17 protein-coding genes are annotated in these 25,123 nt (G+C 73.6%); 10 read left to right on the top strand and 7 right to left on the bottom strand.

Annotation, left to right across the window (positions count from 1 at the left end):
• The first annotated feature begins 24 nt into the window (after window positions 1-24).
• On the top strand, window positions 25-1,440 hold the full coding sequence (locus ADY59_RS26655) for an MFS transporter (protein WP_049567166.1): 1,416 nt from the start codon (window positions 25-27) through the stop codon (window positions 1,438-1,440).
• A 10-nt stretch (window positions 1,441-1,450) separates the two neighbouring features.
• Here the strand turns inward: ADY59_RS26655 and ADY59_RS47675 are convergent, their stop codons facing one another.
• A complete protein-coding gene (locus tag ADY59_RS47675; protein WP_053175179.1) occupies window positions 1,451-2,941 on the bottom strand; it encodes a serine/threonine protein kinase in 1,491 nt (496 codons plus the stop codon).
• Between the two features lie 31 nt (window positions 2,942-2,972).
• On the bottom strand, window positions 2,973-3,629 hold the full coding sequence (locus ADY59_RS26665) for a TetR/AcrR family transcriptional regulator (protein WP_049567169.1): 657 nt from the start codon (window positions 3,627-3,629) through the stop codon (window positions 2,973-2,975).
• Window positions 3,630-3,912: 283 nt separating this feature from the next.
• Between ADY59_RS26665 and ADY59_RS26670 the strand changes: the two genes are divergently transcribed.
• The 4 genes from ADY59_RS26670 (at window position 3,913) to ADY59_RS26685 (ending at window position 10,410) form a co-directional block, all read left to right on the top strand.
• A complete protein-coding gene (locus ADY59_RS26670; RefSeq protein ID WP_442937731.1) occupies window positions 3,913-5,490 on the top strand; it encodes an ABC-F family ATP-binding cassette domain-containing protein in 1,578 nt (525 codons plus the stop codon).
• 97 nt (window positions 5,491-5,587) lie between these two features.
• Entirely contained in the window at window positions 5,588-6,982 is a 1,395-nt protein-coding gene (locus ADY59_RS26675) for an MFS transporter (RefSeq protein ID WP_049567175.1), read from the top strand.
• A 191-nt stretch (window positions 6,983-7,173) separates the two neighbouring features.
• A complete protein-coding gene (locus ADY59_RS26680; RefSeq protein ID WP_049567178.1) occupies window positions 7,174-8,154 on the top strand; it encodes a hypothetical protein in 981 nt (326 codons plus the stop codon).
• A 21-nt stretch (window positions 8,155-8,175) separates the two neighbouring features.
• On the top strand, window positions 8,176-10,410 hold the full coding sequence (locus ADY59_RS26685) for a heavy metal translocating P-type ATPase (RefSeq protein ID WP_049567181.1): 2,235 nt from the start codon (window positions 8,176-8,178) through the stop codon (window positions 10,408-10,410).
• 9 nt (window positions 10,411-10,419) lie between these two features.
• Here the strand turns inward: ADY59_RS26685 and ADY59_RS26690 are convergent, their stop codons facing one another.
• A complete protein-coding gene (locus ADY59_RS26690) occupies window positions 10,420-11,511 on the bottom strand; it encodes an FAD-dependent monooxygenase (RefSeq protein ID WP_049567183.1) in 1,092 nt (363 codons plus the stop codon).
• A gap of 98 nt (window positions 11,512-11,609) precedes the next feature.
• Between ADY59_RS26690 and ADY59_RS26695 the strand changes: the two genes are divergently transcribed.
• On the top strand, window positions 11,610-12,524 hold the full coding sequence (locus ADY59_RS26695) for a GntR family transcriptional regulator (RefSeq protein ID WP_049567186.1): 915 nt from the start codon (window positions 11,610-11,612) through the stop codon (window positions 12,522-12,524).
• Between the two features lie 39 nt (window positions 12,525-12,563).
• Here the strand turns inward: ADY59_RS26695 and ADY59_RS26700 are convergent, their stop codons facing one another.
• Complete coding sequence (locus tag ADY59_RS26700) at window positions 12,564-13,169, bottom strand: response regulator transcription factor (protein WP_049567189.1); 606 nt, start codon at window positions 13,167-13,169, stop codon at window positions 12,564-12,566.
• Window positions 13,170-13,201: 32 nt separating this feature from the next.
• On the opposite strand from ADY59_RS26700, the gene ADY59_RS26705 reads away from it, so the two are divergent.
• A complete protein-coding gene (locus ADY59_RS26705; protein ID WP_049567192.1) occupies window positions 13,202-15,058 on the top strand; it encodes a sensor histidine kinase in 1,857 nt (618 codons plus the stop codon).
• Here the strand turns inward: ADY59_RS26705 and ADY59_RS26710 are convergent.
• The gene (locus ADY59_RS26710) at window positions 15,055-16,140 is read right to left on the bottom strand and encodes an epoxide hydrolase family protein (protein ID WP_049567193.1); all 1,086 of its coding nucleotides are present in this window, start codon (window positions 16,138-16,140) and stop codon (window positions 15,055-15,057) included. The two genes, ADY59_RS26705 and ADY59_RS26710, sit on opposite strands and share 4 nt — an antisense overlap.
• Window positions 16,141-16,289: 149 nt before the next feature.
• On the opposite strand from ADY59_RS26710, the gene ADY59_RS26715 reads away from it, so the two are divergent.
• From ADY59_RS26715 to ADY59_RS26720, 3 genes are read left to right on the top strand one after another with little or no spacing between them, the layout of a single operon-like run.
• Window positions 16,290-19,238, top strand: a complete 2,949-nt coding sequence (locus ADY59_RS26715) for a helix-turn-helix transcriptional regulator (RefSeq protein WP_049567196.1) — start codon at window positions 16,290-16,292, stop codon at window positions 19,236-19,238.
• A gap of 32 nt (window positions 19,239-19,270) precedes the next feature.
• A complete protein-coding gene (locus ADY59_RS53460; protein WP_269433646.1) occupies window positions 19,271-19,402 on the top strand; it encodes a hypothetical protein in 132 nt (43 codons plus the stop codon).
• Between the two features lie 33 nt (window positions 19,403-19,435).
• Window positions 19,436-23,503, top strand: coding sequence for a S8 family peptidase (locus tag ADY59_RS26720; protein WP_063780794.1), 4,068 nt, complete (start codon window positions 19,436-19,438; stop codon window positions 23,501-23,503).
• Between the two features lie 38 nt (window positions 23,504-23,541).
• On the opposite strand, the gene ADY59_RS26725 is transcribed toward ADY59_RS26720, so the two are convergent.
• Both ADY59_RS26725 and ADY59_RS26730 read right to left on the bottom strand, forming a co-directional pair.
• On the bottom strand, window positions 23,542-24,555 hold the full coding sequence (locus tag ADY59_RS26725) for a serine hydrolase domain-containing protein (protein WP_049567198.1): 1,014 nt from the start codon (window positions 24,553-24,555) through the stop codon (window positions 23,542-23,544).
• A gap of 58 nt (window positions 24,556-24,613) precedes the next feature.
• On the bottom strand, window positions 24,614-25,123 hold a 510-nt coding region (locus tag ADY59_RS26730; RefSeq protein ID WP_049567201.1), incomplete at its 5' end, for an RICIN domain-containing protein.

Raw genomic sequence — 25,123 nt, forward strand, 5'->3', positions numbered from 1 at the left:
GCCTGGCCTGGAGTTCCCTTCATCATGGCTTCTCGTTCCGCGCCCGACCGTGCCCTGGGCCGGTCCTGGCTGGTCCTGGCTCTGCTCTCCCTTCTTCAGTTCCTCATCGCCGTCGACGTCACCGTGGTCAACGTGGCGCTGCCCTCCATCGGCGAGGAGTTCGGCGCCGACGCCACGGCGCTGGCCTGGGTGGTCAACGGATACGCGCTCGTCGGCGGCGGGCTGCTGCTGTTCGGCGGCCGGCTCGCCGACCTGCTGGGCCGTCGCCGGCTGTTCCTGGCCGGCGCCGCGATCTTCGGGGTGGCGTCGCTCGCCGCCGGCCTGGCGCCCACCCTGGAGACGCTGATCGCCGCGCGCTTCGGACAGGGCGTGGGCGAGGCGCTGGCCTCGCCCGCCGCGATGTCGCTGATCGCGCTGCTGTTCACCGATCCGGCCGAGCGGGCCAGGGCGCTCGGCGTCTGGGGTGCGATCTCGGGCAGCGGCCTGGCTGTCGGCGTCCTGCTCTCCGGGGCGCTCACCGAGCTGCTCCACTGGCGATGGATCTTCTTCGTCAACGTGCCGCTCGCCCTCGTGGTGGTGCTGGTGACGCCGCTGCTGGTGCGCGGCGACGGGCCCCGCGCCGGTGGCCGGCTGGACCTGCCGGGGGCGGCGCTGCTGACGTTCGGTCCCGTCGCTGTCGTGTACGGGATCCTGCGGGCGGCCCACGCGCCGTGGACCGACCCCGGCGTCCTGGTGCCGCTGGGCGCGGGGGTGCTGTCGCTGGCCCTGTTCGTCCTGGTCGAGGCCCGGACCCGGGAGCCGCTGGTGCCGCTGGGCTTCTTCACCGACCGCACCCGCGCCGTGGCGAACGCGGCGACCGTGCTGCTCAGCGCCGCGCTGTCGACCACGTTCTTCCTGGCCACCCTCTACCTGCAGAACGTGCTGGGGCTCAGCCCGCTGCGGTCGGGCCTGGCCTTCCTGCCGTTCTGCGCCGCGCTCCTGCTGGCCGTCACCCGGGTGGCCGGGCTCATCCGGGTGCTCGGCATGAAGTACACGGCGATCACCGGCCTGCTGTGCACGGCGGCCGGGGTGGGCTGGCTGGCCCGGCTGCCCGTCGAGGGGCGGCTCTGGGTGGACGTGGTGCCCGGCATGGTCGCGGTCGCGGCCGGGATGGCCATCGGGCTGATCGCCCTGCAGAACGCGGCACTGCACGGGGTGACCGAGGCGGACGCCGGGGTCGCCTCGGGGGTGCAGCGGTCGGTGGACCAGCTCGGCGGCGCCTTCGGCCTGGCCGTCCTGGTCGGCGCGGCCGCCGCCGTCACGGCGGGCACGGCGGGCGCGGCGGACGGTCCGGCGGCGCTGGTCGCGGGCTATCAGACCGCGTTCCGCTACGCCCTGATCGGCGTGCTCGTGGCCGCCCTCGGCATGTGGCTGGCCGCCCGCGACGACCGGCGGACCTGATCCGCGTCCGTCACGACAGCCGGCACTTGCTCATGGGGGTGTAGGGGTTGGCCGGCTCCTCACCCTCGGCTCTCGGGTAGTCCGGGTACTTCCACGCGCACAGCTTCGTCGTCGTGACCGCGTGGTCGCTGCCCTGGCACTTCATGCTCTGCCAGCCGACCATGTACGAGACTCCCGTGTAGCCCTGCGCCTTGCAGTAGGCGGCGGCGTCGTTCCAGGTGACCTGGCCGGTCGAGGGGGCGGGGCCCGGCGGCTTGGTGGACTCCTGACTGGAGGGCGTCTTGGGAGCCGCGGACTGGTGCGTCGTCCTCGGCGTGGACTTGGACGTCTTGGGGGCGCTGCTGGGCTTGCGGCTGCGCGGCGGGTCCGGGTCCGGGTCGGACGGCCGAGGTGTGGAGGACCTGCGGGGCGCCCGGGGCGGGGTGGCCGTGGCGCTCTTGGCCAGGTCGTTCACCTCGCCCTGCATCGCGGTGATCGACGGCGGGTGCGTGGCGGGCTGCGGCGCCGGCGTGCCGGAGGTCACAGTGGCGCTCGCCGTCGGCGCCGCGACCTTCTGCTGCTGGGCGGTGGCGGGCGCCAGGGCGTAGAAGCCGACGCCGGCGGCGGTGCCGAGGGCCGCGGCGATCGACACCGCGACGACCGTGCGCCGACGTCCCGGCTTGCCCGGCGGGGTGCGCTGCCAGGAGGGGGCGGGCAGCGCGCGGAGCCGTTCGACCACCTGGGCGGCGGTGGGCCGCCGGGCCGGGTCCTTGGCCAGGCACTCCCGCAGCAGGCGCCGGAACCGCTCCTCCAGCCCGCCGAGATCGGGCTCGCTGCTCAGCACCGCGTGCAGGGTGGCGGGGATGGTGTCGCCGCCGAAGGCCCGCCGGCCCGTGGCCGCGTAGTGCATGGTCGCGGCCCAGGTGAACAGGTCGGCGGGCGGTCCGACGTCGCCGCCCGCGATCTGCTCGGGCGCCATGTAGGCGGGGCTGCCGATCGGCTGGCTGGTGACGACCGACTGGCTCAGGTCCAGCGCCTTGGCGATCCCGAAGTCGATCACCACCGGGCCGTCGGGGCCGAGCAGCACGTTGCCGGGCTTGAAGTCGCGGTGCACGACCCCGGCCGCGTGGATCGCGGCCAGCGCCGTCGCCGTGTTGATGGCCAGCCGCTGCAGCGCCGCCGCGCCGCGCGGCCCGTTCGCCCGGACCGACTCCTGCAGCGAGGGGCCGTCCACGAACTCGCTGACGATGTACGGCCTGCTGCCGGCGAAGCCGGAGTCGAGCATCTGCGCCGTGCAGAACGGCGCCACCCGCTTGGCCGTCTCCACCTCGCGCAGGAAGCGCACGCGCGCCTCGTCGTCGGCGATCAGGTACGGATGCAGCAGCTTGACCGCGACCCGGACACCCTCGGGGCCCCGGCCCGCGTACACGGCGCCCTGCCCGCCCGCGCCGAGCCTGCCCTCCAGCCGGTACGGCCCGACGGTGCGCGGATCGTCGGGAAGCAGGGTCAGCAACTCGGGCACCGAGCCTCCTCGGCGGCGTGCCCTCCGGCGTTCAGGACGCCGTCCTCGGGACCGTGATCGGCCGGCCGGGCGGGAGCTGGGCGACCAGTCCCTCGGCGGTCGCGGTGATCAGTAGCACGAAGTAGTCCTCCGGGGTGTGTGCGGGGATGCCGGCCGTCGCCTGCAGCAGCAGGTCGGACGCGGCCATCGCGGCCAGCGCCTCGGCTTCGGCCGCAGATCCGTGGAGGGCCGCCCGCTCCTGCTCGGCCACGGTGACGCCCAGGGTGATGGTGGCGATCGCCGAACTGAGCACGGTGGCGGCGGCCGGGTCGTAGCCGCGCCTGCCCAGGGCGGTGATCTGCTGCTCCAGGAGCCGGATGCCCGACGCCCCGCGAGGGAACAGCCGCAGGAAATAGCGGGCCGTGCCCGGATGCCCGAGCGTGAAGCGCCGCAACTGGGCGGCGAAGCTGACCAGGTGGGCGGCGGCCGGCTCGGCGGGGTCGTCGACCAGCTCCAGCTCGGCCAGGATCGCCTCGCCGACCAGGCTCTCCAGCGCTGATCGGCTCGGCACGTGGCGATAGACCGCCGCCGTGGTGACGCCGAGTGCGTCGGCCACCTTCTGCATGGTCAGCTCGACCAGGCCGATCCGCATCCCGGCTTCGACCACGTCATGCAGCGTGAACATGGCCGTGCGCCCGCCGGTCCTCATCGCAGCCTTCCCATGGTTTCGGGGCCTAACTTAGAAGAATGATCACCCGGCCGCAAGAGCTGGAGATCACCGGGTAATGCCTTTGCGGGGTCGGCAGCGCGCTTGTTACCTTTGAGGCATGCAGTACTTGTACTTCCTCTGAGAACGACGGCCTCAGCCCCCGGTCAGCGGGTGCGGCTGAGCGTTCCGCCGTCGTGTCTCACCTTTTCCCGGATCGCCGCCCGGCCTCTTCGGCATGCGCGGGATCCGGTTCTCCGGAGGAAGTATGTCCACCGACATCACCATGTCGGCCCGTGCGCGGGCTCATCTCAACGCCACCGATCTGCATCTGGCCCGCGGCGGCCGTCCCGTACTCGCCGGGGTGGATCTGACCGTCTCCGCGGGTGACCGGCTGGGGGTGGTCGGCGAGAACGGGCGCGGGAAGACCACCCTGCTGCAGGTCCTCGCCGGGACCCTCACCCCCGACACCGGCACCGTGCGCCGCGCCGGCACGATCGGCGTCGCCGACCAGGAGATGCCGGTCGACGACGACCGCACCGTCGGCGACCTGATCGATCTTGAGCTGGCCCAGGTGCGGGCCGTGCTGCACGCGTTCGAGACGGCCACGGTCGCGCTCGCCGAGCAGCGCCGCGGCGCCGAGGACGACTACGCGGACGCGCTCGCGGCCGCCGAGTCCATCGACGCCTGGGACGCAGATCGCCGCGTCGACGTCTCGCTCGCCGCCCTGGACGCGGTCACCGACCGCGCCCGGCCGCTGGCGGGGCTGTCCGTCGGGCAGCGCTACCGGATCCGGCTGGCCTGTCTGCTGGGCTCCCGGTACGACCTGCTGCTGCTGGACGAGCCGACCAACCACCTCGACGCGGCAGGGCTGGAGCACCTGACGGCGCGGCTGCGCGAGCACCCGGGCGGCGTCGTGCTCGTCAGCCACGACCGGGCGCTGCTCGCCGACGTCGCCACCGCCGTCCTCGACCTCGACCCGACCCGCGACGGCCGTCCCCGCGTCTACGGCGGCGGCTACGCAGGCTACCGGGAGGGCAGCCGTGCCGAACGGGAGCGCTGGGAGAGCGAGTACCGCGACCAGCAGGAGGAGCGCCGGCGGCTCGCCCAGGACCTGTCCGCGGCCCAGAACCGGCTGTCCACCGGGTGGCGTCCGGAGAAGGGCACGGGCAAGCACACCCGTGCCACCCGGGCGCCCGCACTGGTGCGCGCCGTGCACCGGAGGCAGGAGGACCTGGAGGCGCACGTGCTGGACGTGCCTCAGCCGCCGCTGCGCTTCCAGCCGCCGAAGCTCGGCGCGCCGGCCGGGGCCACGTTGCTGCGCGCCGACGACGTGACGGTGCCCGGCAGGCTCACCGAGCCGCGCTCGGTGCTGCTGCGCGCCGGTGACCGGCTGCTGGTGACCGGCCCCAACGGCTGCGGCAAGTCCACCCTGCTCTCCGTGCTCGCGGGCACGCTCCACCCCGGCACGGGCGACGTGCAGCGCAAGCGCGGCGTCCGGATCGGGTGGCTCACCCAGGAGCCGCCGCCGCCGTCCCGGCAGCGCGCCTTCGAGGTGTACGCGACGGCCGCGGCGGCGGGGGACCGGGTCGGCCTGTCCCAGCTGGGCCTGCTGCCGGCCGGCGCCACGCACCAGCCGGTGAGCGAGCTGTCGCTGGGTCAGCGGCGGCGGCTCGACCTGGCCGTGCTGCTGGCCGCGCGGCCGCACGTCCTGCTGCTGGACGAGCCGACCAACCACCTGTCGATGACGCTGGTGGAGGAGCTGACCCAGGCGCTGGCCGACACGGGCGCCGCCGTGGTGCTGGCCACCCACGACCGGCAACTGCTCCGCGACACGGCAGCCTGGCCCAGGCTCCAGCTCTGAGGCGCGGGGTCACAGCCGCTTGCAAACCCCTGGGGGGTATGTTACGTTCCCTGGCGCAGATACCCCACAGGGGTATCAAGAGCGTCAGGAGAGCGGTATGGATGCCGTCAAACCGCGCAGGTGGTGGGCGCTCGTCGTGCTCGCCGCCGCGCAGTTCATGGTCATCATGGACACGTCGATCATCGGGGTCGCGCTGCCCGGCATGCAGCGTGACCTCGGCTTCTCCCCGGGCGGCCTGCAGTGGGTGTTCAACGCCTACGTGATCGCCTTCGGCGGTCTGCTGCTGCTCGGCGGCCGCCTGTCGGACCTGCTCGGCGCCCGCAAGGTCTTCGCCGCCGGCTGGGTCGTGCTGACCGCCGGATCGGTGATCGCCGCCGTCGCGGGCAGCGCCTGGGTGGAGATCCTCGGCCGCGCCGTGCAGGGCGTCGGCGGGGCGCTCATCGCGCCCGCCGCGATGACCCTGCTCATGATGCTGTTCGGGCACAACCCGCGCGAGCTGGGCAAGGCCATGGCGCTGTACGGCGCCGCCGCGCCGGCCGGAGGCACGGCCGGGGTGTTCCTGGGCGGGGTGATCACCGAGTATCTGAGCTGGCCGTGGGTGTTCATCGTGTACATCCCGATCGGCCTGCTCACGCTGGCCGCCGTCCCGGCGCTGCTGCCGGCGACGCGGGGCCGGCGCGGGTCGGTCGACGTGCTCGGCGCGGTCGCCGTCACGGGCGGCATCGCGCTCGCGGTGTACACGATCGTCCGGGCACCGGAGCAGAGCCTGGCCGTCACGCTGGCCGAGGGCGCCGGTGCGGCCGTGCTGCTCGGCCTGTTCCTGCTGGTGCAGCGCAGCGTGCGGGAGCCGCTCATGCCGCTGCGGGTGTGGCGGACGCCCGGCCTGGCCGCCTCGAACCTCGCGATGGCCCTGCTCGGCGCCGCCTGGATCCCGATGTGGTACTTCCTGAACCTCTACCTGCAGCAGGTCCTCGGCTACGGCGCGTTCGCGAGCGGGGCGGCGCTGCTGCCGATGACGATCGCGGTCATGATCTTCATGATCGCCATCACCGCCCGGCTGCTCGCCCGATACGGGGCCAAGCCGCTCGTCGTGCTCGGGCTGGCCGTCCTCGGCGCCGGGGTGCTCGGGCTGAGCCTGGTCCGCCCGGACGGGGCGTTCACCGTCGACGTGCTGCCCGCCAGCCTGATCGCGGCCGTCGGCATGTCGCTGGCCTACATCCCGGCCATGATGTCGGCGATGTCCGGCGTGCGGCCGGAGGAGAGCGGGCTGGCCTCCGGCATCGTCAACACCACCTACAACGTCGGCTCCGCCGTCGGCCTGGCCGTCATGACGGCCGTCGCCACCTCGCAGGGCGCCGCCGGCCTGACCGGCGGGTTCCGGGCCGCGTTCGTCGGGGCCGGGGTGGTCGCGCTCGCCGGAGCGGCGCTCACCCTGCTGCTCATGCGCAGGCCCAAGCCCGCCGCGCAGGTCGCGGAGACGATCGGCGCGTAAGCCCCGGGTCCGCTCGTCAGGGCGGGCCCCGGCTTCCGAAATACCATAGGGGGGTATAGTGTTGAGAGAGTCAGAGACGCCATCGCACGACCCGTCCGTTCCTGACCGTCCGAAGGGGAGATCGATATGAGCACCGCCGCCCGCACAGCCGCCGCCGTCGAGCAGGCCGGCCACGAAGTGGCGAGCCGGTCATGAACACGGCGGCCAAGCTCGGCGCCTACACCCTGGGCCTCGCTGTCGTCTTCGGCGGCGCCCTGGGGGCGGGCACGTTGGTGGGCCCGGTGGTGGGCCCCGCGGTGGGCCCCGCGGTGGGCCCGGCCGAGGACCACGCCGCCATGACGAAGCCCGCCGAGAGCGCGGGCCATGGCGAGCACACCACCGAACAGCCGAAGGACGATACCCCCGGGGGGCTCCAAGTGTCCGAGAAGGGCTACACCCTCACCCCGCTCACCGCGGCACTCAAGCCCGGCGAGCCGGCCGACTTCCGCTTCACCGTGACCGGCCCCGACGGTCGGCCGGTCACCGACTACCAGGTCCAGCACGACAAGAAGCTCCACTTCATCGTCGTCTCCCGCGACCTGGGCAGCTTCCAGCACCTGCACCCGGAGGAGACGGGCGGCGGCGTCTGGTCGATCAGGCTCACGCTCCCGGCGGCGGGCACCTACCGGGCCTTCGCCGACTTCGCCCCCACCGGCGCCGACGCGCTGACCCTGGGCACGGACCTGCTCGTCGCGGGTGACTTCGAGCCCAGGGCGCTGCCGAAGGAGAGCCACACGTCCGAGGTCGACGGCTACACCGTCACGCTCGACGGCGACCTCGCCCCCGGCCGGTCGAGCAAGCTCACGCTGAAGGTCAGCAAGGACGGCGAGCCGGTCACCGACCTGCAGCCGTACCTGGGCGCGTACGGTCACCTGGTGGCGTTGCGCGCCGGGGACCTGGCCTACCTGCACGTCCACCCCGACGGCGAGCCGGGCGACGGCACGACGAAGCCGGGGCCCGAGATCGTCTTCTACGCCGAGGCACCCAGCGCGGGCGACTACCGTCTGTTCCTGGACTTCCAGCACGAGGGGAAGGTCCGTACCGCCGACTTCACCCTGCGCGGCGATCAGGCGGCGGACCCGGCACCGACTCCCAGCGCCACGCCCACCGGGCACGGCGACCACAGCCACTGACCGAGAGAAGGGAAACAGGCGATGTCCTCTCTCACCGACGACCAGCCGAACGCCGTCGAACTCTCGATCGGCGGCATGACCTGCGCGTCCTGCGCGAACCGGATCGAGCGCAAGCTCAACAAGATGGACGGCGTGACGGCCACGGTCAACTACGCGACGGAGAAGGCCAAGGTCACCTTCCCCGAAGGGGTGGACCCGCAGCAGCTCGTGGCGGAGGTGGAGAAGGCCGGCTACAGCGCCGCGCTGCCCGCCCCGCCCCCGTCCGCGGAGCAGGAGGCCGCCGGGCGGGAGCCCGACGACGAACTGCGGCCCCTGCGGCAGCGGCTGGTCACGTCGGTGGTGCTGGCGGTGCCGGTGATCGCGATGGCGATGGTGCCGGCGTTGCAGTTCACCTATTGGCAGTGGTTGTCGCTGGTGCTGGCCGCGCCGGTGGTGGTTTACGCGGGCTGGCCGTTCCACAGGGCGGCGTGGACGAATCTGCGGCACGGCGCGGCCACGATGGACACGCTGATCTCGATCGGCACGCTGGCCGCGCTGGGCTGGTCGGTTTGGGCGTTGTTCTTCGGCACGGCCGGGGTGCCGGGGATGACGCACCCGTTCGCGTTCACGATCGAGCGGACCGACGGGTCGGGCAACATCTATCTGGAGGCCGCGGCGGGGGTGACCGCGTTCATCCTGGCCGGCCGCTATTTCGAGTCGCGGTCCAAGCGGCGGGCCGGTGCGGCGCTGCGGGCGCTCCTGGAGCTGGGCGCCAAGGACGTCGAGCTGGCCGACGGCCGCCGGATCCCGACCGGTGAGCTGGCGGCCGGTGACCGGTTCGTGGTCCGGCCGGGCGAGAAGATCGCCACCGACGGGGTGATCGAGGACGGCAGCTCGGCCGTCGACGCCTCGATGCTGACCGGCGAGTCGGTGCCGGTGGAGGTGCGGCCGGGCGACGCGGTGACCGGCGCGACGGTGAACGCGGGCGGCCGGTTGATCGTCCGCGCCACCCGGGTCGGCGCCGACACGCAGCTGGCCCAGATGGCCCGGCTGGTGGAGGACGCGCAGACGGGCAAGGCGCAGGTGCAGCGGCTGGCCGACCGGATCTCGGGCCTGTTCGTGCCGATCGTGATCGCGCTGGCTCTCGGCACGCTGGGGTTCTGGCTGGGCACCGGCGACGGGGTGGGGGCGGCGTTCACCGCCGCGGTGGCGGTGCTGATCATCGCCTGCCCGTGCGCGCTGGGCCTGGCCACGCCGACCGCGTTGCTGGTCGGCACCGGCCGGGGCGCCCAGCTCGGCATCCTGATCAAGGGGCCGGAGGTGCTGGAGTCGACCCGCCGGATCGACACCGTGGTGCTGGACAAGACCGGCACCGTCACCGAGGGCAGGATGACGCTCACCGGCGTGCACGTGGCCGACGGCCAGGACGAGGCCGAGGTGCTGCGCCTGGCCGGGGCGCTGGAGCACGCCTCCGAGCACCCGATCGCCCGCGCTATCGCCACGGGAGCCATGGCCCGCGTCGGCGACCTGCCCGCTCCGGAGGACTTCGCCAACGTCGAAGGGCTCGGCGTGCAGGGCGTCGTGGACGGGCACGCGGTGCTGGTGGGCCGGCCGAAACTGCTGCGGGAGTGGTCGCAGCACCTCACCCCCGGCCTGGAGCGGGCTCTGCGTGACGCGCAGTCGGCGGGCCGGACGGCGGTCGCGGTCGGCTGGGACGGCCAGGCCCGCGCGGTCCTGGAGGTGGCCGACGTGGTCAAGCCGACCAGCAAGGAGGCGATCGCCCAGTTGCGGGCGCTCGGCCTGACGCCGGTGCTGCTGACCGGCGACAACGAGAGCGTGGCCACGACGGTGGCGGCCGAGGTGGGCATCGACGAGGTGATCGCCGAGGTGCTGCCCGCCGACAAGGTGGACGTGGTCAAGCGGCTGCAGGCCGACGGCAAGGTCGTCGCCATGGTCGGCGACGGGGTTAACGACGCCGCCGCGCTGGCCCAGGCCGACCTGGGCCTGGCGATGGGCACCGGCACGGACGCCGCGATCGAGGCCTCCGACCTGACGCTGGTCCGCGGGGACCTGCGGGTGGCCGCCGACGCGATCAGGCTCTCGCGCAGGACGCTGTCCACGATCAAGGGCAACCTGTTCTGGGCCTTCGCCTACAACGTGGCCGCCCTGCCCCTGGCCGCGCTGGGCCTGCTCAACCCGATGATCGCCGGGGCTGCGATGGCGTTCTCCAGCGTCTTCGTGGTCAGCAACAGCCTGCGCCTGCGCACCTTCAAGTGACCCGCCGCATCACAGGGTGATGGCGTTCTTGGCCCGGTCGACGGACTCCTCCGCGGCCGGGCCGCCGGGGTTCTCCAGCGCGAGGGCCTGGTTGACCTCGGCGAAGGGGCGCATGCGGGCCTCGTAGCGGGCGAAGGCGGTCTCGTGGCCGGCCGCGCCCAGCTCCTCGGCCAGCACGTACGCGCCCACCAGGGCCAGGCTGGTGCCCTGGCCCGACATCGGGGAGGGGCAGCACGCGGCGTCGCCCAGCAGCGTGACGCGCCCCGCGGACCAGCGGTCCATGCGGACCTGGGCCATGGTGTCGAAGTAGAAGGCCGGGTCCTCCCACATGGCCTTCAGCAGCCTGGGCGTCTCCCAGCGCAGGCCGCCGCAGCGCTCGGCCGCGATGCGCTTGTGCTGCTCGACGTCGCGGTGGTCGTAGTCGATCGGTCCGGCTTCGAAGCCGAGGAAGACCTTGAGCCGGCTGTTGTCACGCGTGGTGAAGAGGCCGTAGCCGGCGTCCCCGTCCTTCAGCCAGGTCTGCCAGTCCCGCAGGCCGAGGAAGTTGTCCATCGTGTAGATGCCGATGTGCTGGCCGATCGGGTGCACGTGGCGCTCCTCCGGGCCGAAGGCCAGGCGGCGCACGGTGGAGTGCAGCCCGTCGGCGCCGATCACCACGTCGAAGTCGGCCGGTTCGGCGCGTTCGAACGTGACGCGGACGCCGTGCTCGTGCTCGCGCAGCCCGGTGATCGAGTCGCCGAAGCGGTAGTCCGCCGGGGCATGCTCGAACAGGATGCGCGCCAGGTCGTCGCGGAACAGTTCCACGTCGTCGTTGTCGAGCCGGCCGCCGCTGTAGGTGGTCTCGGTGGTGCGGAAGACCTCGTTGCCGTCGCCGTCGAGCACGGACATGCCGCGGTAGGTCGTCCTGGCCGCCTGGATCGTCTCCAGCAGGCCCATCCTGGAGACGACCTCGATCGCCGCGCCGCGCACGTCGACCGCGTGCCCGCCGGTGCGCATCGCGGGTGACCGCTCGACCACGGTGACGGCGAAGCCGTGGCGGCCCAGCCAGAACGCCAGAGCCGTCCCTGCCGTGCCGGCTCCGGAGATGAGTGCCTTCTTCATGGTGAACCCCTTTCGTGTACGGCTGAACGTACGGCGTAAATACAGTGATTGGGAAGGGGAGTCTGGTAATTTCTGTCCTAGTACAGAAGGGACGATGTATGGCCGCGCCGTACCAGCAGATCGTTGACGACATCCGGCGGCGGATCGCCGACGGGGAGCTGACGCCGGGCGACCGGGTGCCGTCGACCAGGCAGATCGCCATGAAGTGGGGCGTCGCTCTGGCCACCGCGGCCAAGTCGCTGGCCACGCTGAGCCACGAGGGGCTGGTCGAGGCCAGGCCGCGGTCCGGCACCGTCGTGGCCGACCGCGCGCAGCGGCGGCGGCCGTCAGCCGAGCACGGGCTGACCCGCGAACGCGTCGTCGCGGCCGCCATGGCGCTCGCCGACGACGAGGGCCTGGCCGTGCTGTCGATGCGCGGCGTCGCGGCGCGGCTGGGCGTCTCGGCCATGTCGCCCTACCGCTACGTCGGCGGCAAGGACGAGCTGGTGACGCTCATGGCCGACGCGGCCTACGGCGAGGCCGTCTGGCCCGAGGCGCTGCCGGAGGGCTGGCGGGCCCGGTTCGAGCTGGTCGCCCGGCAGCTGTGGCAGGTCCACCGGCGCCATCCGTGGCTGGCGCACATCACCCCGCTCAACCGGCCGCTGGCCCTGCCCAACCTCATGGCGTACGGCGAATGCCTGATGGCCGCCCTCGACCCGCTCGGCCTCGAACCGGTCACCATGCTCAACCTGCAGGTCCTGGTCTTCAGCCATGTCCAGGGCCTGGCGGTCAACCTGGAGTCCGAGGCGCAGGCCCAGGAAGCCACCGGGCTGTCGGATCAGGAGTGGGTCGACGCCCAGATGAGCACCGTGGACCTGCGCCGCATGCCCACCTTCGCCAAGGTGCTGGCCGCCCTGCCGGGCGAGGGCTACGACCTGGACCTCGACGAGTTCTTCGAGTTCGGCCTGCGACCGCTGCTGGACGGCATCGACAGGCTCATCGCCCGGACGGCGACCGGACCGGGAACGGCGTGAGCAGCCACCAGCGGACCGCGCGGACCCAGGTGCACCCCGTCAGAGCCAGCCCGCCTCGGTGGCGATGCGGATCGCGTCCTGCCGGGTGCGCGCGTTCAGCTTGGTGACGGCGGAGGCGAGGTAGTTGCGTACGGTGCCATAGCTGAGATGCAGGTCCCTGGCGATGTCGCGGGGCGCGGCCCCGGCGCCGGTCAGGCGCAGGACGTCGGCCTCGCGGTCGGTCAGCGGGTTGGCGGGCAGGCCGAGCGCGGCGTAGGCGAGCTGCTGGTCGACGATCCGGCGGCCGGCCGCGACGTCGCGGATGGCGGACACCAGCTCCTGGGGCCGGGAGTCCTTGAGCATGAACCCGGACACGTGCGCCTCGACCCCGCGCCGCAGGTTGCCGGGCCGGCCCAGCGCGGTGAGGATCAGCACCCGGCAGTCCGGCAGCCGGGTGTGCAGCTCGGCGGCGGCGTCCAGGCCGTCGACGACGGGCAGGTCGATGTCGAGCACGGCGACGTCCGGCCGGTGGGCCAGCGCGGCGGGCACGATCGCGTCGCCCGACCCCAGTGCGGCCACGACCTCGATGTCCTCCTCGTAGCCGAGCAAGGCGACCAGCGCCTCACGCAGGATCAGGACATCTTCCGCTATGAGGACACGAATCACACTGCGCATCCTAAGCGTGGTAGACAACGCAGGTGACAGGCGCAGAACCGGGCGGATGGCCGCAGCTCAGGCCGTCGGCCGGCTGGGCGCTCGTGCTCGGTTACGCCGCCCTCCTCGTCCCGGCGCGGTTCGCCATCATCGTCACGATGGCCGGGTCGCTGGGCAGCTCCGGGACGCTGACGCTCGCCGTCTGCCTGGGCCTCGTCCTGGCGGTCGTCGGCCTCTTCGCGCTCGTCGCCCGGGGCGTCCGCGCCGCCGTCCCCGCCCTCGCGGTCGCGACGTTCGGCCCCTACCTGCCCTTCGCCATGCTGTGGGGGCCGATCGCGGGGCCGCTGGCCGCCGCCATGCCGCTGAGCGTGGCGGGCCCGGCGGGGTGGCTGCTGGGCGGGGCGGTGCTGCTGGCCGACCTCTCGGTGGCGACCGTTCTGCACGGCGACCCCGTCACCGTCCTCACCTTCACGATCATCGACATGAACGTGGGGCTGACCCTGTTCGCCCTGGTACGGCTGGCCGTGCTGCTGAGCGAGACCCAGGCGGCCAACCGGCAGCTCGCCGAACTCGAAGCGGCGAACGAACGCCTGCGCGCGGCCGGTGACCTGCGCAGGGCCATCGGCGACCGGCTCGCCCACATCCTGCGCGCCTCCCGCCAGGCGACGATCACCCCCGGCCTGCTCGCCGGCATCGCGGAGACCGCCCGCGAGGCGGCCGCCGAGGCCAGGACGGTCGCGGCCGCGCCCCGCCCGCCGCTGCCCGCCGGCCACACCGACCTGCCCGACACGTCGTCGCGGCTCGCGCGGTGGGGCCTCACCGCGATGACCGTCAACGTGTCGGTCATCGTGCTCACCAACGTCGCCGACAGCCACGCCACCGAGCCGCGCCACTGGGCCGTCGCGGTCGTCACCTCGGCCCTGGCCGTCGCGTTCCAGCTCTACCACGGCGTGCCCAGGACGCGGCCCGCCTCCGCCTGGCGCCTGACGCTCCCGCTGCACCTCCTCGTCATCACCGCCGCCACCCTCTATCTGGGGGAGGGCACGCTGTCGGCGCTGCTCCTCCTGGCCGCGGCCAACACCCTGCTGTGGCTGCCCGCCCGCTGGTCCGTCCCCGCCGTCGCGCTCACCGCCGTCGTCAGCGCGTACGTGCTGCGGCTCTATCCGGAGGTGGGCGGCTACGAGCTCTACCAGGCGGCCTCGGTGGTCACGGTCGCCATCGGCGTGTTCGCGTTCGACCGGTTCCCCAAGGCGGCCGGGCACCTGCGCGGCCTGCGCAGGCACGTCGCCGCGGGCGCCGTCGTCGCCGAGCGGCTCCGGCTGGCCAGGGACGTGCACGACCTGCTCGGCATGACGCTGTCGGCGATCACGCTCAAGGCCGAGCTGGCCCTGCGCGCCATCGGCGACGACCCCGCCAAGGCGGCGCTCCTGCTGGCGGAGACGGGCCCGCTCGCGGAGCGGGGGCTGGCCGACGTGCGCTCGATCACCTCCGGCGGCGCCCGGCCGATCCTGCGCGAGGAGATCGGCTCCGCCCGCTCGCTGCTCGCCTCCGCCGGCGTCGAGGTCGAGGTGGACGTCGCCGCCGAGGCCGCCGCCGAGGAGCTCCCGGTGCTGGCCACGGTCCTGCGCGAAGCCGCCACCAACGTCGTCCGCCACGCGGCCGCCCGCCGATGCACGATCACGGTGGACCTGGCGCACGACACGGCCCACGACACGGCTCACGACACGGCCCGTGACACGGTGCGGCTGCGCGTCACCAACGACGGCGTGACGCGGAGCGAGCGGCGCACCGGCAGCGGGCTGGTGAGCCTGACGGCCAGGGTCGAGGCCGTGGGCGGCAGGTTCACCGCGGGCGACCCGGGCGACGGCACGTTCGCCCTGGTCGCGTCGGTGCCCCGCTAGCCGGCCAGGAGGCCGGCGAAGAAGCCGCGCACGTCGCCCGCGTAGACGCCGGGAGCCTGGTGGGCCGCGTAGTGCCCGCCGCTCTCGTACGTGTTCCACTGCACGATGTTCTTGTGGTCGCGCTCGGCGAACCGCCGGATGGACTGGAAGTCGCCCTTGGCCGAAGCCAGCCCGATCGGCGTCGTGGTCGGCTCGGCCGGCTGCTGCCCGGCCTTGGCGTTCTCGTAGTAGAAGCGGATCGCGGAGCCCGCGGTGCCGGTGAGCCAGTGCAGCGCGACGTTGGTGATGACGAAGTCGTCGTCCAGCTCCGGGTCGAACAGCTGGGCCATCCAGCCGAGCAGGCCGGCCGGCGAGTCGGCGAGCGCGTGCGCCAGCGTCTGCGGCTGCTGCGAGTGCAGGGTGTTGAAGGCCCCCATCTCCTCCCAGAACCGCTGCAGCACCCCCATCGCGGCCTGCTCCTCCTCGGTCATGCCCACGAACTCGGCGGGGTCGCCGGTGGGGAAGGAGAAGATCTGCGTGACGTGCACGCCCACGACGTTCTCCGGGGCGAACCGGCCGATCTCCGGCGAGACCATCGAGCCGCCGTCGTTGCCGACCGCGCCGTAGCGCTCGTACCCGAGGCGGTTCATCAGCTCCGCCCAGGCCCGCGCGGTGCGCACGGTGCCCCAGCCGCTCTCCACGATCGGCCGGGAGAAGCCGAAGCCGGGAAGCGACGGGATGACCAGGTGGAAGTCCCGCGACAGCGGCTCGATGACGTCGAGGAACTCCACCAGCGAGCCGGGCCAGCCGTGCGTGAGGATCAGGGGCAGGGCATCCGGCTCGGCGGAACGCACGTGGAGGAAGTGGATCCGCTGCCCGTCGATCACGGTGGTGAACTGCGGGTGGGCGTTGATCCTGGCCTCCTGGGCGCGCCAGTCGAAGCCGTCGCGCCAGTAATCGGCCAGCCGCCGCACCCGCTTGACGCTCACGCCGTACTCGTCGGGCAGTTCCTCGGCGAAACGGGTCAGGTCGAGGCGGGCCTGGAGGTCGTCCAGGTCGGCCTGGGGGATCTCGATACGGAAGGGTGTGATGTCGGAGTTCATGCCCTCCATCCTGGGCACGTGCCGTCCTCACCAGTAGTTCCCCGTGCACCGATGCGGTGTGCAGAATGCACGAGCCCGCCCGGGAGCCCTTTTGGGCGTTTGCTGTATGAATGATCGCAGCATGGGCCAGGTGAGCGGAGGCGGTCCCGATGACGGACGGCGACACGGTCGCGGGACGGGTGATCTCCCCGGTGCTGGTCGGGCGCGAGGAGGAGCTCGGGCGCCTGGTCGCGGCGGTGAGCCGGCCGCCGGCCGTGGTGGTGCTCGAAGGCGAGGCCGGGATCGGCAAGAGCAGGCTGCTGGCCGAGCTGGCGACGCGGCCCGAGATGGCCGACCGGCTGCTGCTGCGCGGCGGCGCCCGGCGCATCAGGGAGCCGTTCCCGCTGGGACCGCTGGTGGAGGCGCTGCGCGGCGCCGGTGACGCGCTGGCGCGGGCCGAGCTGTCACCGGTCGCGGGCGCGCTGCGCGGCCTGCTGCCCGAGCTGGCGTCCGTGCTGCCTCCTCCGCTGGAGCCGCTGGACGACCGGGCCGCCGAGCGGCACCGGCTGTTCCGGGGCCTCGCCGAGGTGCTGCGCGCGCTCGGCCCCGTGGTGCTGGTGGTGGAGGACCTGCACTGGGCCGACGAGCAGACCGTCGAGTTCCTCGCCTACGCGCTGGCGGCGCCGCCGCCCCGGATGTCGATCGTGCTCACCTACCGGGGGGAGGAGGCGGGCGCCGTGGTCAGGGAGGCGACGGCGCGCCCCGCGGACGCGGTCTTCCACGACCACATCCTGCTGAAGGCGCTGGACGCCGCGCAGACCGGCGACCTGGCGGCGGCGATCCTCGGCGAGGCGGGAGTCACCGCCGACTTCGGCGCGCATCTGCACGAGCTGTCGTCGGGGCTGCCGCTGGCCGTGCAGGAGCTGATGGCGCTGCTGCGCGCGCGCGGCGCGCTGATCAAACTGCGCAGCGGGCGGTGGGCGCGCAAGGCGGTGGCGGAGCTCGACGTGCCGCCGGGCGTGCGCGACTCGGTGCGCGAGCGGGTGGCGCGGCTGCCCGAGGAGGCGCGTGTCGTCGCGGAGGCGGCCGCCGTGCTGCAGGTGCCGGTGCGGCTGGAGGACCTGGCACGGGTGGGCGGGCTGCCGACGGCCGGCACCGTGGCCGGGGTGGACGAGCTGCTGGTCTCCGGCCTGCTGACCGAGCAGGCGGGCACGGTGGCGTTCCGGCACGTGCTGACCGCGCAGGCGGTGTACGGCGCGATCCCGCTCGGACGGCGTCAGGAGCTGCACGCGCGGGCTGCCGAGGCCGTGCGGGCGCTGGAGCCGGTGCCGCTCGGCCAGGAGGCTCACCACCTGCGCCAGGCCGGGCGGCTCACCGACTGGGTGGCGGCCGCCGAACAGGCGGCCGAGCAGGCCTCGCAGCTCGGCGACGACGCCGAGGCGGTGCGCATCCTGGAGGACGTGCTGCGCCACGCGCCGCTCGACCCGGACCGCCGGGGCCGCCTGGCGGTGCGGCTCGGCTGGGCCGCCCCGCAGGTGCTGCGCCCGCCGGCGGTCATCGACCTGCTGTCGCAGGCGCTGGAGTCGGAGCAGCCGGGCCCGCTGCGCGGCCAGCTGCACTTCCTCATCGGGCTCCTCCAGGAGAGGCTCGGCGAGGATCCCGGCGCGCAGCGTCGCGCGTTCGCCGCCGCCGTCGGAGACCTCGCCGACCGGCCCGAGCTCGCGGCCTGGGTGATGGCCGCGCTCGGCAGGCCGATGGATCCGGCGGTGCCGCTGGCCGAGCACGCCGTGTGGCTGGAGCGGGCCCTGGAGGCGGTGCCGGCGATCGGCGACCCGGTCGAGGAGGTCTTCGTCCTGGGCAAGATCGCGACCTCCCTGGGCGGGTACGGCGACCCGCGCTGGCTGGGGCTGACCGACGAGGTCCGCCGCAGGACCGGCGGCCGGCCGAGGCACCGGCAGGAGGTGGGCGCCTACCGGTCCATCGCGGAGCACGCCTGCCTCGCGGGCAACTACGAGGTCGCCGCCGAACTGCTGGACGCGGCGATGCGGGGCGCGGCCGGCGAGGAGTCGTCCCGCGAGCCGCTGTCACGCTGCCGGCTGGTCGCGCTCCTGCTGGCCTCCTGCCGCGGCCGGTGGGCCGGCCTGGAGGAGGAGACCGCGCTGCTGCTCGACGAGTACGGCGGACGCCCGTTCGACCGCATCGGCGCCGAGACCGTCGCGGCCTGCCTGGCGCTGGCGCGCGGCGAGCTCGACACCGCCCGGCGCGAGCTCGCCGAGGTCACCGGGAACGCCCTGGTCCTGGGCGCCTACGAGCTGCTTCCGCTGTCGGTGGCGGGATTCCTGCGGCTGGCCACGGCCGGCGGTGAGGCCGGGGCCGCGCTCGCGGCGACCGAGGCGGCCGTCGCCGTGTGGGAGATCAAGGGGCTCTGGCCGCTGGCGGTGCGCGCGCTGCCCGCGCTGGCCGAGGCGATGGCGGCGGCGGGCAGGCGGGACGAGGCGGTCGCTCTGGTGGAACGGCTGTCGGCGGAGCTCCGCGCCCTCGACGCGCCGATGGCCGAGGCGGCGCTGGCGCACGCGCGCGGGCACCTCGCCGCCGGGGACGCGGCCGCCGCGGCGGAGTTCCGCACGGCGGCGGCCGCCTACGACCTGCTGGGCGCGCCGTACGAGGCGGCCCAGGCACGCGAGCTGGCAGCCGGACGCCTGTTCGCCGCCAAGGCCGCCAAGGCCGCCGGGGTTTCCGGGGCGGAGGAGCCGCTGCTGGAGGCGATGACGACGTTCCGGGACCTGGCCGCCCGCTGGGACCTCGACCGGGCCGCGCAGCTCGCCCGCAGGCACGGCGTGACGGTCAGGGGCCGCTATCCCGGCGGCCCGCAGGGCTACGGCGCGGACCTGTCCCCCCGGGAACGGGAGATAGCCGAGATGGCCGCCGCCGGGCTGACCAACCGGGAGATCGGCCAGCAGCTGTTCGTCTCGCCGAGAACGGTGGAGAAGCACCTCGGCGCCGCGCTGCGCAAGCTCGGGCTCCGCTCCCGCGCCGCCCTCGGCGCGCACCTCGGGGTCGAGCACCCCCGTAGTGACCCACCCGGTACGGGGGCCGCGAATGGGGTGGCCTACCCATAGTCCCCACCGGCGGTGCGGGCGACGCTTATGGCATGTCCGAAACCGACTCCCTCGATGGCGAACCGGACGACGCCGACCCAGCGCAGAAAGGATCGGAGGCCTCGCCGGAGAAGCCGGTCATCGAACCCCTGGAAGACGCTCCAGAAGGGTTCGAGCCCGTCTGATCTTCCCCCCAGCACCCGAAAGGGCAGTTCCGCATGTCTCCACGCACATCACCGCACGATCCCACCTCCTTCAGGCCCCGCCGCAGACGCGCGCTCCTGGCGGCCTCCGCCCTGGTGCTCGGCACCCTCCCGGTCCCCGGCGCCCCCGCCCTGGCCCAGGAACCCACCCCGGCCGCCCCGGCTCCCGGCCAGGTCACCGGGCCCGTCACGCTGACCGGACTGGGACCGGGCGACCACACGGTCACCCTGATCACCGGAGACCGGGTCCGGCTCAGCGACGCGGGCGGCGGCACGTACGCCGTGCGCCCGGAGGCGAACGTCCGCCCCGACGGCACCACCGCCCGGCTGTCCGCGCTCGCCACCCCGAAGGGCGTGTACGTCACCCCGAGCGACGCCGTGCCCGCCATCAACGCCGGCCGCCTGGACCGGGAGCTGTTCAACGTCACCTACCTGGCCGAGAACGGCTACACCGATGACAGGACCGAGCAGTTACCCGTCATCGTGCAGTACCCGGGGCAGCACACCGACCAGGCCGTCGCCTCGGCGGCCAAGGCCATCCCCGCCGGCGAGCCGGTGCTCACCCTGGAGAGCGTCAACGCCTCGGCGATCCGGGTCACCAAGGCCGAGGCGGGCGCGTTCTGGACCGCGGTGCGGGCCGTACCGGACAGCAAGGGCGTGAACGGGTTCGCCGGGCCGGACACGCTGCGCGGCGGGATCGCCAAGGTGTGGCTGGACGGCAAGGTCAAGGCCGACCTCGCCGAGAGCGTGCCGATGATCGGCGCGCCGCAGGCGTGGGCCGGCGGCCACGACGGCGCCGGTGTGAAGGTCGCCGTCCTGGACACCGGCGTCGACGCCGAGCACCCCGACCTGGCCGACCGGATCGCCGACAGCAGGTCCTTCATCCCCGGCCAGGAGGTGCGGGACGGCCACGGCCACGGCACCCACGTCGCCTCCACCATCGCCGGCTCCGGCGCGGCGGCGGGCGGCAAGCACAAGGGCGTCGCGCCCGGCGCGAGGCTGATCGTCGGCAAGGTGCTGTCCGACGAGGGCTCCGGCAGCGACTCCCAGATCATCGAGGGCATGGAGTGGGCCGCGGCCTCCGGCGCCAAGGTGATCAGCATGAGCCTCGGCGGCGACGCCACCGACGGGACCGACCCGATGAGCCAGGCGGTCAACGCGCTCAGCGCGTCGTCCGGCGCGCTGTTCGTGATCGCCGCGGGCAACGCCGGCGAGGCGGGCGCCGGGACCGTCGCCACCCCCGGCACGGCCGACGCCGCGCTGACCGTGGCCGCCGTGGACAAGAGTGACGCGCCGGCGGCCTTCTCCAGCCAGGGACCGCGGGTCGGTGGCGGCCTCAAGCCGGACATCGCCGCCCCGGGCGTGGCCATCGCCGCGGCGCGCGCCGCCGGCACGAGCATGGGCACCCCGCTCGACGAGCACTACACGGCCGCGAACGGCACCTCGATGGCCACCCCGCACGTCGCCGGGGCCGCCGCGATCATGGCGCAGCGGCACCCCGGCTGGACGGGCCCGCAGCTCAAGGCCGCGCTCATGTCGACCGCCAAGGACGACGCCCTCAGCGTGTACAAGCAGGGCGCGGGCCGGGTCGACGTGGCCAGGGCGTACACCCAGAAGGTCTTCGCCACCACCGCGGGGATCGACTTCGGCGCGGTCGAGAGCGGCGCCGAGCCCGCCACGCGCGAGCTGACCTACACCAACCTGGGCAGCGAGCCGGTCACGCTGACGCTCACCCCCGGCCTGCGCCGGTCGGACGGCGGCGCGGTCGAGGGCGGGCTGAGCGTCGCCGCGACGACGCTCACGGTGCCCGCCGGGGGTACCGCCTCCACCGCCGTCACCGTCACCCCCGAGACCCTGGCCGACCTGGACAACTACACCGGCGCCGTCACCGCGACCGCCGACGGCGTCCAGCTCCGCACCCCCGTGGGCGTCGTCCGCGAGGTGCCCAAGGCCACGCTCACCGTCCACACCCTGGGCCGCGACGGCAAGCCGCGCAGCCCCTGGGCCCAGGACACCATCGACGTCTCCGGCGGCAAGGGCGTCATCGGCGGGGTCACCCTGACAGCCGAGGGCACCACGGTCGTCCGCGTCCCGGTGGGGATCATCAGCTTGACGCAGCTCATCGACTGGGTCGGCGACGACGACCGGAACAACCTGGCGATGCTGTCCGTGCCCCAGCTCACCGTCACCGAGGACACCGAGATCACGCTCGACGCCCGGAAGCTGACCGAGGTCCGGTTCAGCACCCCGCAGCCGGCCGAGCCGTTGAGCAACTTCCCCTACCTGGCCTATCAGCGGACCGTGGCCAACGGCACCGCCTACATGGGCTTCACGTGGCCCGATGACGCCTGGGCCCGGCTGTGGGCGCTGCCCACCGAGAAGGTCACCGAGGGCGCATTCCGCTTCCACACCCGCTTCACCCTCGGCAAGGCCGAGGTCGCGATGAGCGTGCGCGGACGGGACAAGCTCACCCTGCACCCGGCCTTGGCGCTGCACGGGATCAACACCTTCGGGGTGCACGAGCAGAGCGACGGCTTCCCCGACTTCCGGCCGTTCACCGGGACCCGCGACCTGGAGGTCGTCGACGTCGGCGAGGGCAGGCCGCAGGACCTGGCGGGCCGCGACCTGCGCGGCAAGCTCGTCCTGCTTGAGGTGCCGATGTCGCAGAACATGCTCGGCGACGCGTGCGGTGTCCAGATCGAGCGGATCGGCCCGATCCGCGACGCCGGTGCGGCCGCCATCGCGCACTTCCCGAAGCCCGGCACCGGCTGCGCGATCCCGATGGGCTTCACGCAGGCCCCGTTCACCGGAGAGGCCAAGCCCATCGGCGTCCCGACGGTGTCCCTGCCCTCCCGCGAGGCGCTCGGCCTGCGCGACCGGCTCGCGGGCGGCAAGCAGGTCACCATCCGGGTGACCGGCACCGAGGAGACGCCCTACACCTACACCTTCGCCCCCTACGAGGAGGGCCGGGTGTCCCGCTCGCTGCACTACACCTTCCGCGAGCGTGACCTGGCCAGGGTCGACCTGGACGTCCACGTCGTCGCCCCCCACCGCTACGACGACTGGCGGTACGCGCAGAAGGCCGACGACGTCATGCCGATGTCGACCGGGCTCACCGGGTGGGGCGGCCCCCGGCTCGCCCTCCAGGAACGCCGCGACTGGGTCGGACCGCTCGACGCCGGGATCCTCTGGTCGCACGGCATGGAGGAGATGCGCGGCACACCGGCGGACGCGCGGGTCCCGCAGTGGGCCCTGGAGGTGTTCGACAAGCCGGTCCGCACCCGGCAGTCCTGGATGACCACGCCGTTCACCCCCGGCGCCGCGACCGGCTCGGACAAGGTCTACAAGCTCGCCGGGCCGGGCGCCAACCTCGCCTCGTTCTTCCGGTGCATGATCTGCGTCCAGGGCGGCAACCTGTGGGCCGAGTTCGAGCCCAGCTACGGCTCCCCGGGCGCCAGGAAGTACAGCGGCGGCTACTGGCCGACGACCGACCTGTCCAAGCCGGGCTTCGACGTCCGCCTCTACCGGGACGGCCGGGAGGTCCCGCGCGCCCAGGTCGGCGGCACCACCGTGCTGCCGGTCTTCGCCCTGCCGGAAGCCTCCGGCAGCTACCGGCTGACCGCCAGGAACGACCAGCACGACGCCGAGTGGACGTTCACCACCCCGGCCGGGGCCGAGCGCCTGCCCGGCTCCTTCTGCTCACTCGAAGTGCTGTACGGCACGGCCGAGCCGTGCAAGCCGGCCCCGGTCGTGTTCGTCAGCTACGACCTGGGCGACACGCTGGACGCCGCCAACAGCGTGCGCGCCGGTCGTCCGCACACCTTCACCGTCTCCCCCTACCACTCGCCGTCCCCGTCGAAGATGCCCGGCATCGCCGGCCTGAAGCTGTGGGCCAGCACCGACGACGGCGCCACCTACACGCCCGTCCCCGTCAAGCGCGACAGGGACGGCACCTACACCGCCAGGACCCGCTACCCCGCCCTCTCCGCCACCAAGGGCGCCGTGACCCTCAAGGTCGAAGCCTGGGACAAGGCGGGCAACTCCCTCAAGCAGACCACTGTCCGAGCCTTCAGCCTGCGCTAGTGAGCACGTGACCGCCCGGCGTCGCCGACGCCGGGCGGTCACGCGTCCCGCGTCGGGCAGAACGCGGTCCCGTACAGGTCGTAGAAGGTCTTCAGGAAGTCGTTCCAGTCGCCGTTGATGTTGCTCACCAGCGTGCGGTCGCCCCGGCGGTCGCCCATCGCGTACGTCGTCGAGCCCTGGACGAAGCCGCCGCCGCCCCAGAGCGTGACGCCGCACGGCAGCTCCTGCGAGTAGACGCCCAGGCCGTACCCGGTGCCGGGCACCCAGTCCGCGCCCTCGGTCGAGACCGTCGTGAACATCTCCTCCTGCTGGGCCGGTGGCAGCAGGTCGCCGTCCAGCAGCGCCCGCAGGAACCGGTGCAGGTCCGAGGTCGTGGAGACCATGCCACCGGCGGCCCCGGCCCAGCTCAGGTCCGCGCCGGTCACGTCGTGCACCTCGGTGGGCCCGCCCCCCTCGTCGAAGGCGGAGTAGTGCCGGGCGTGCGGCTCGCGGACCGTGTTGTCCTGGCCGGGCAGGTACGTGCCGGTCAGGCCCAGCGGGCGGGCGACGCGGCGCTCGATCTCGTCGGCGAGCGTCGAGCCGGTGACGCCCTCGACGATCAACCCGGCCAGGGTGTAGTTGACCTTCGAGTAGATGAAGCGCCCGCCCGGCGTCCCGGGGCGCGGCGGTTCCTGGCCGGGGAAGGCGTCGGGGAGCCCACTGGTGTGGTTGAGCAGCTGCCTGATGGTGATCGTGGTGCCGTCCCCACCGAGGTGGTCCTCGACCACGCCGGGCAGCCGGGTGGCCACCGTGTCGTCCAGGGTCAGTCTGCTCTCGGCCGCAAGCCCCAGGACGACCGTGCCGGTGAACGCCTTGGTGAAGCTGCCGATGCGGAAGTGCTCGCCCGGCTGCCGCTCGCGGCCGGTGGTCAGGTCGGCCACCCCGGCGGCGCCGAACCAGCTCTCACCCTGGCGGTCCCTGAGGTCGGCGACGACGCCGGGGCCGCCGTCGGTCACGGCGCGGTCGAGCGCGTGCTGGAGGCCGGCCTGGGCCGGGCCTGGGGACATGGACATGGTGCCTCCTGAGGCATCGGAAGATGCAAGCAACCGTAGTTGACTATTTCCGCGATAGTCAACTTGAGTTGCTTAGCGTGATCCGCTGGTCGGCCGAGCCGGTGTAGGGGCCGTACAGGATGAACGCCGTCGGCGGGCGCTTGCCGGCGAACTCCTTGCCGATCGACAGGGCCTTGCCGGACGGGACGCTCACCAGCCGGGGCACGCCGTCGCTGAATCCCGGCCGGTGCCAGCGCTGCGCGGGGGCGGCGGAGCAGGGGGCGAGCCGGACCGCGAGCATGCCGCCGCCGTTGAAGGCGACGGAGTCGTACCGCTCGCCCGCCGTCAGGCAGCGGCCGCTGACGACGTTGACGAGCTGGAAGCGCTGGGGCCCGCCCCTCGTGCGCCAGGCCGTACGCGGGTCGGCGCACGGCAGCGCCGCCCGCTGGCCGCCCGCCGCCGCGACGCAACGGCCCGCGTACGTGAGCCGGGCGCCCGCGACCGCCCTCGGGACGGACGTCCGGGGAGACGCGGGCCTCGGGCTCTTCGCGCGGGTGGGTTCGCGTGTGGGGGTGGACCTGCCCGTGGG

The sequence above is a fragment of the Nonomuraea sp. SBT364 genome, from assembly GCF_001083785.1.
GTDB lineage: Bacteria > Actinomycetota > Actinomycetes > Streptosporangiales > Streptosporangiaceae > Nonomuraea.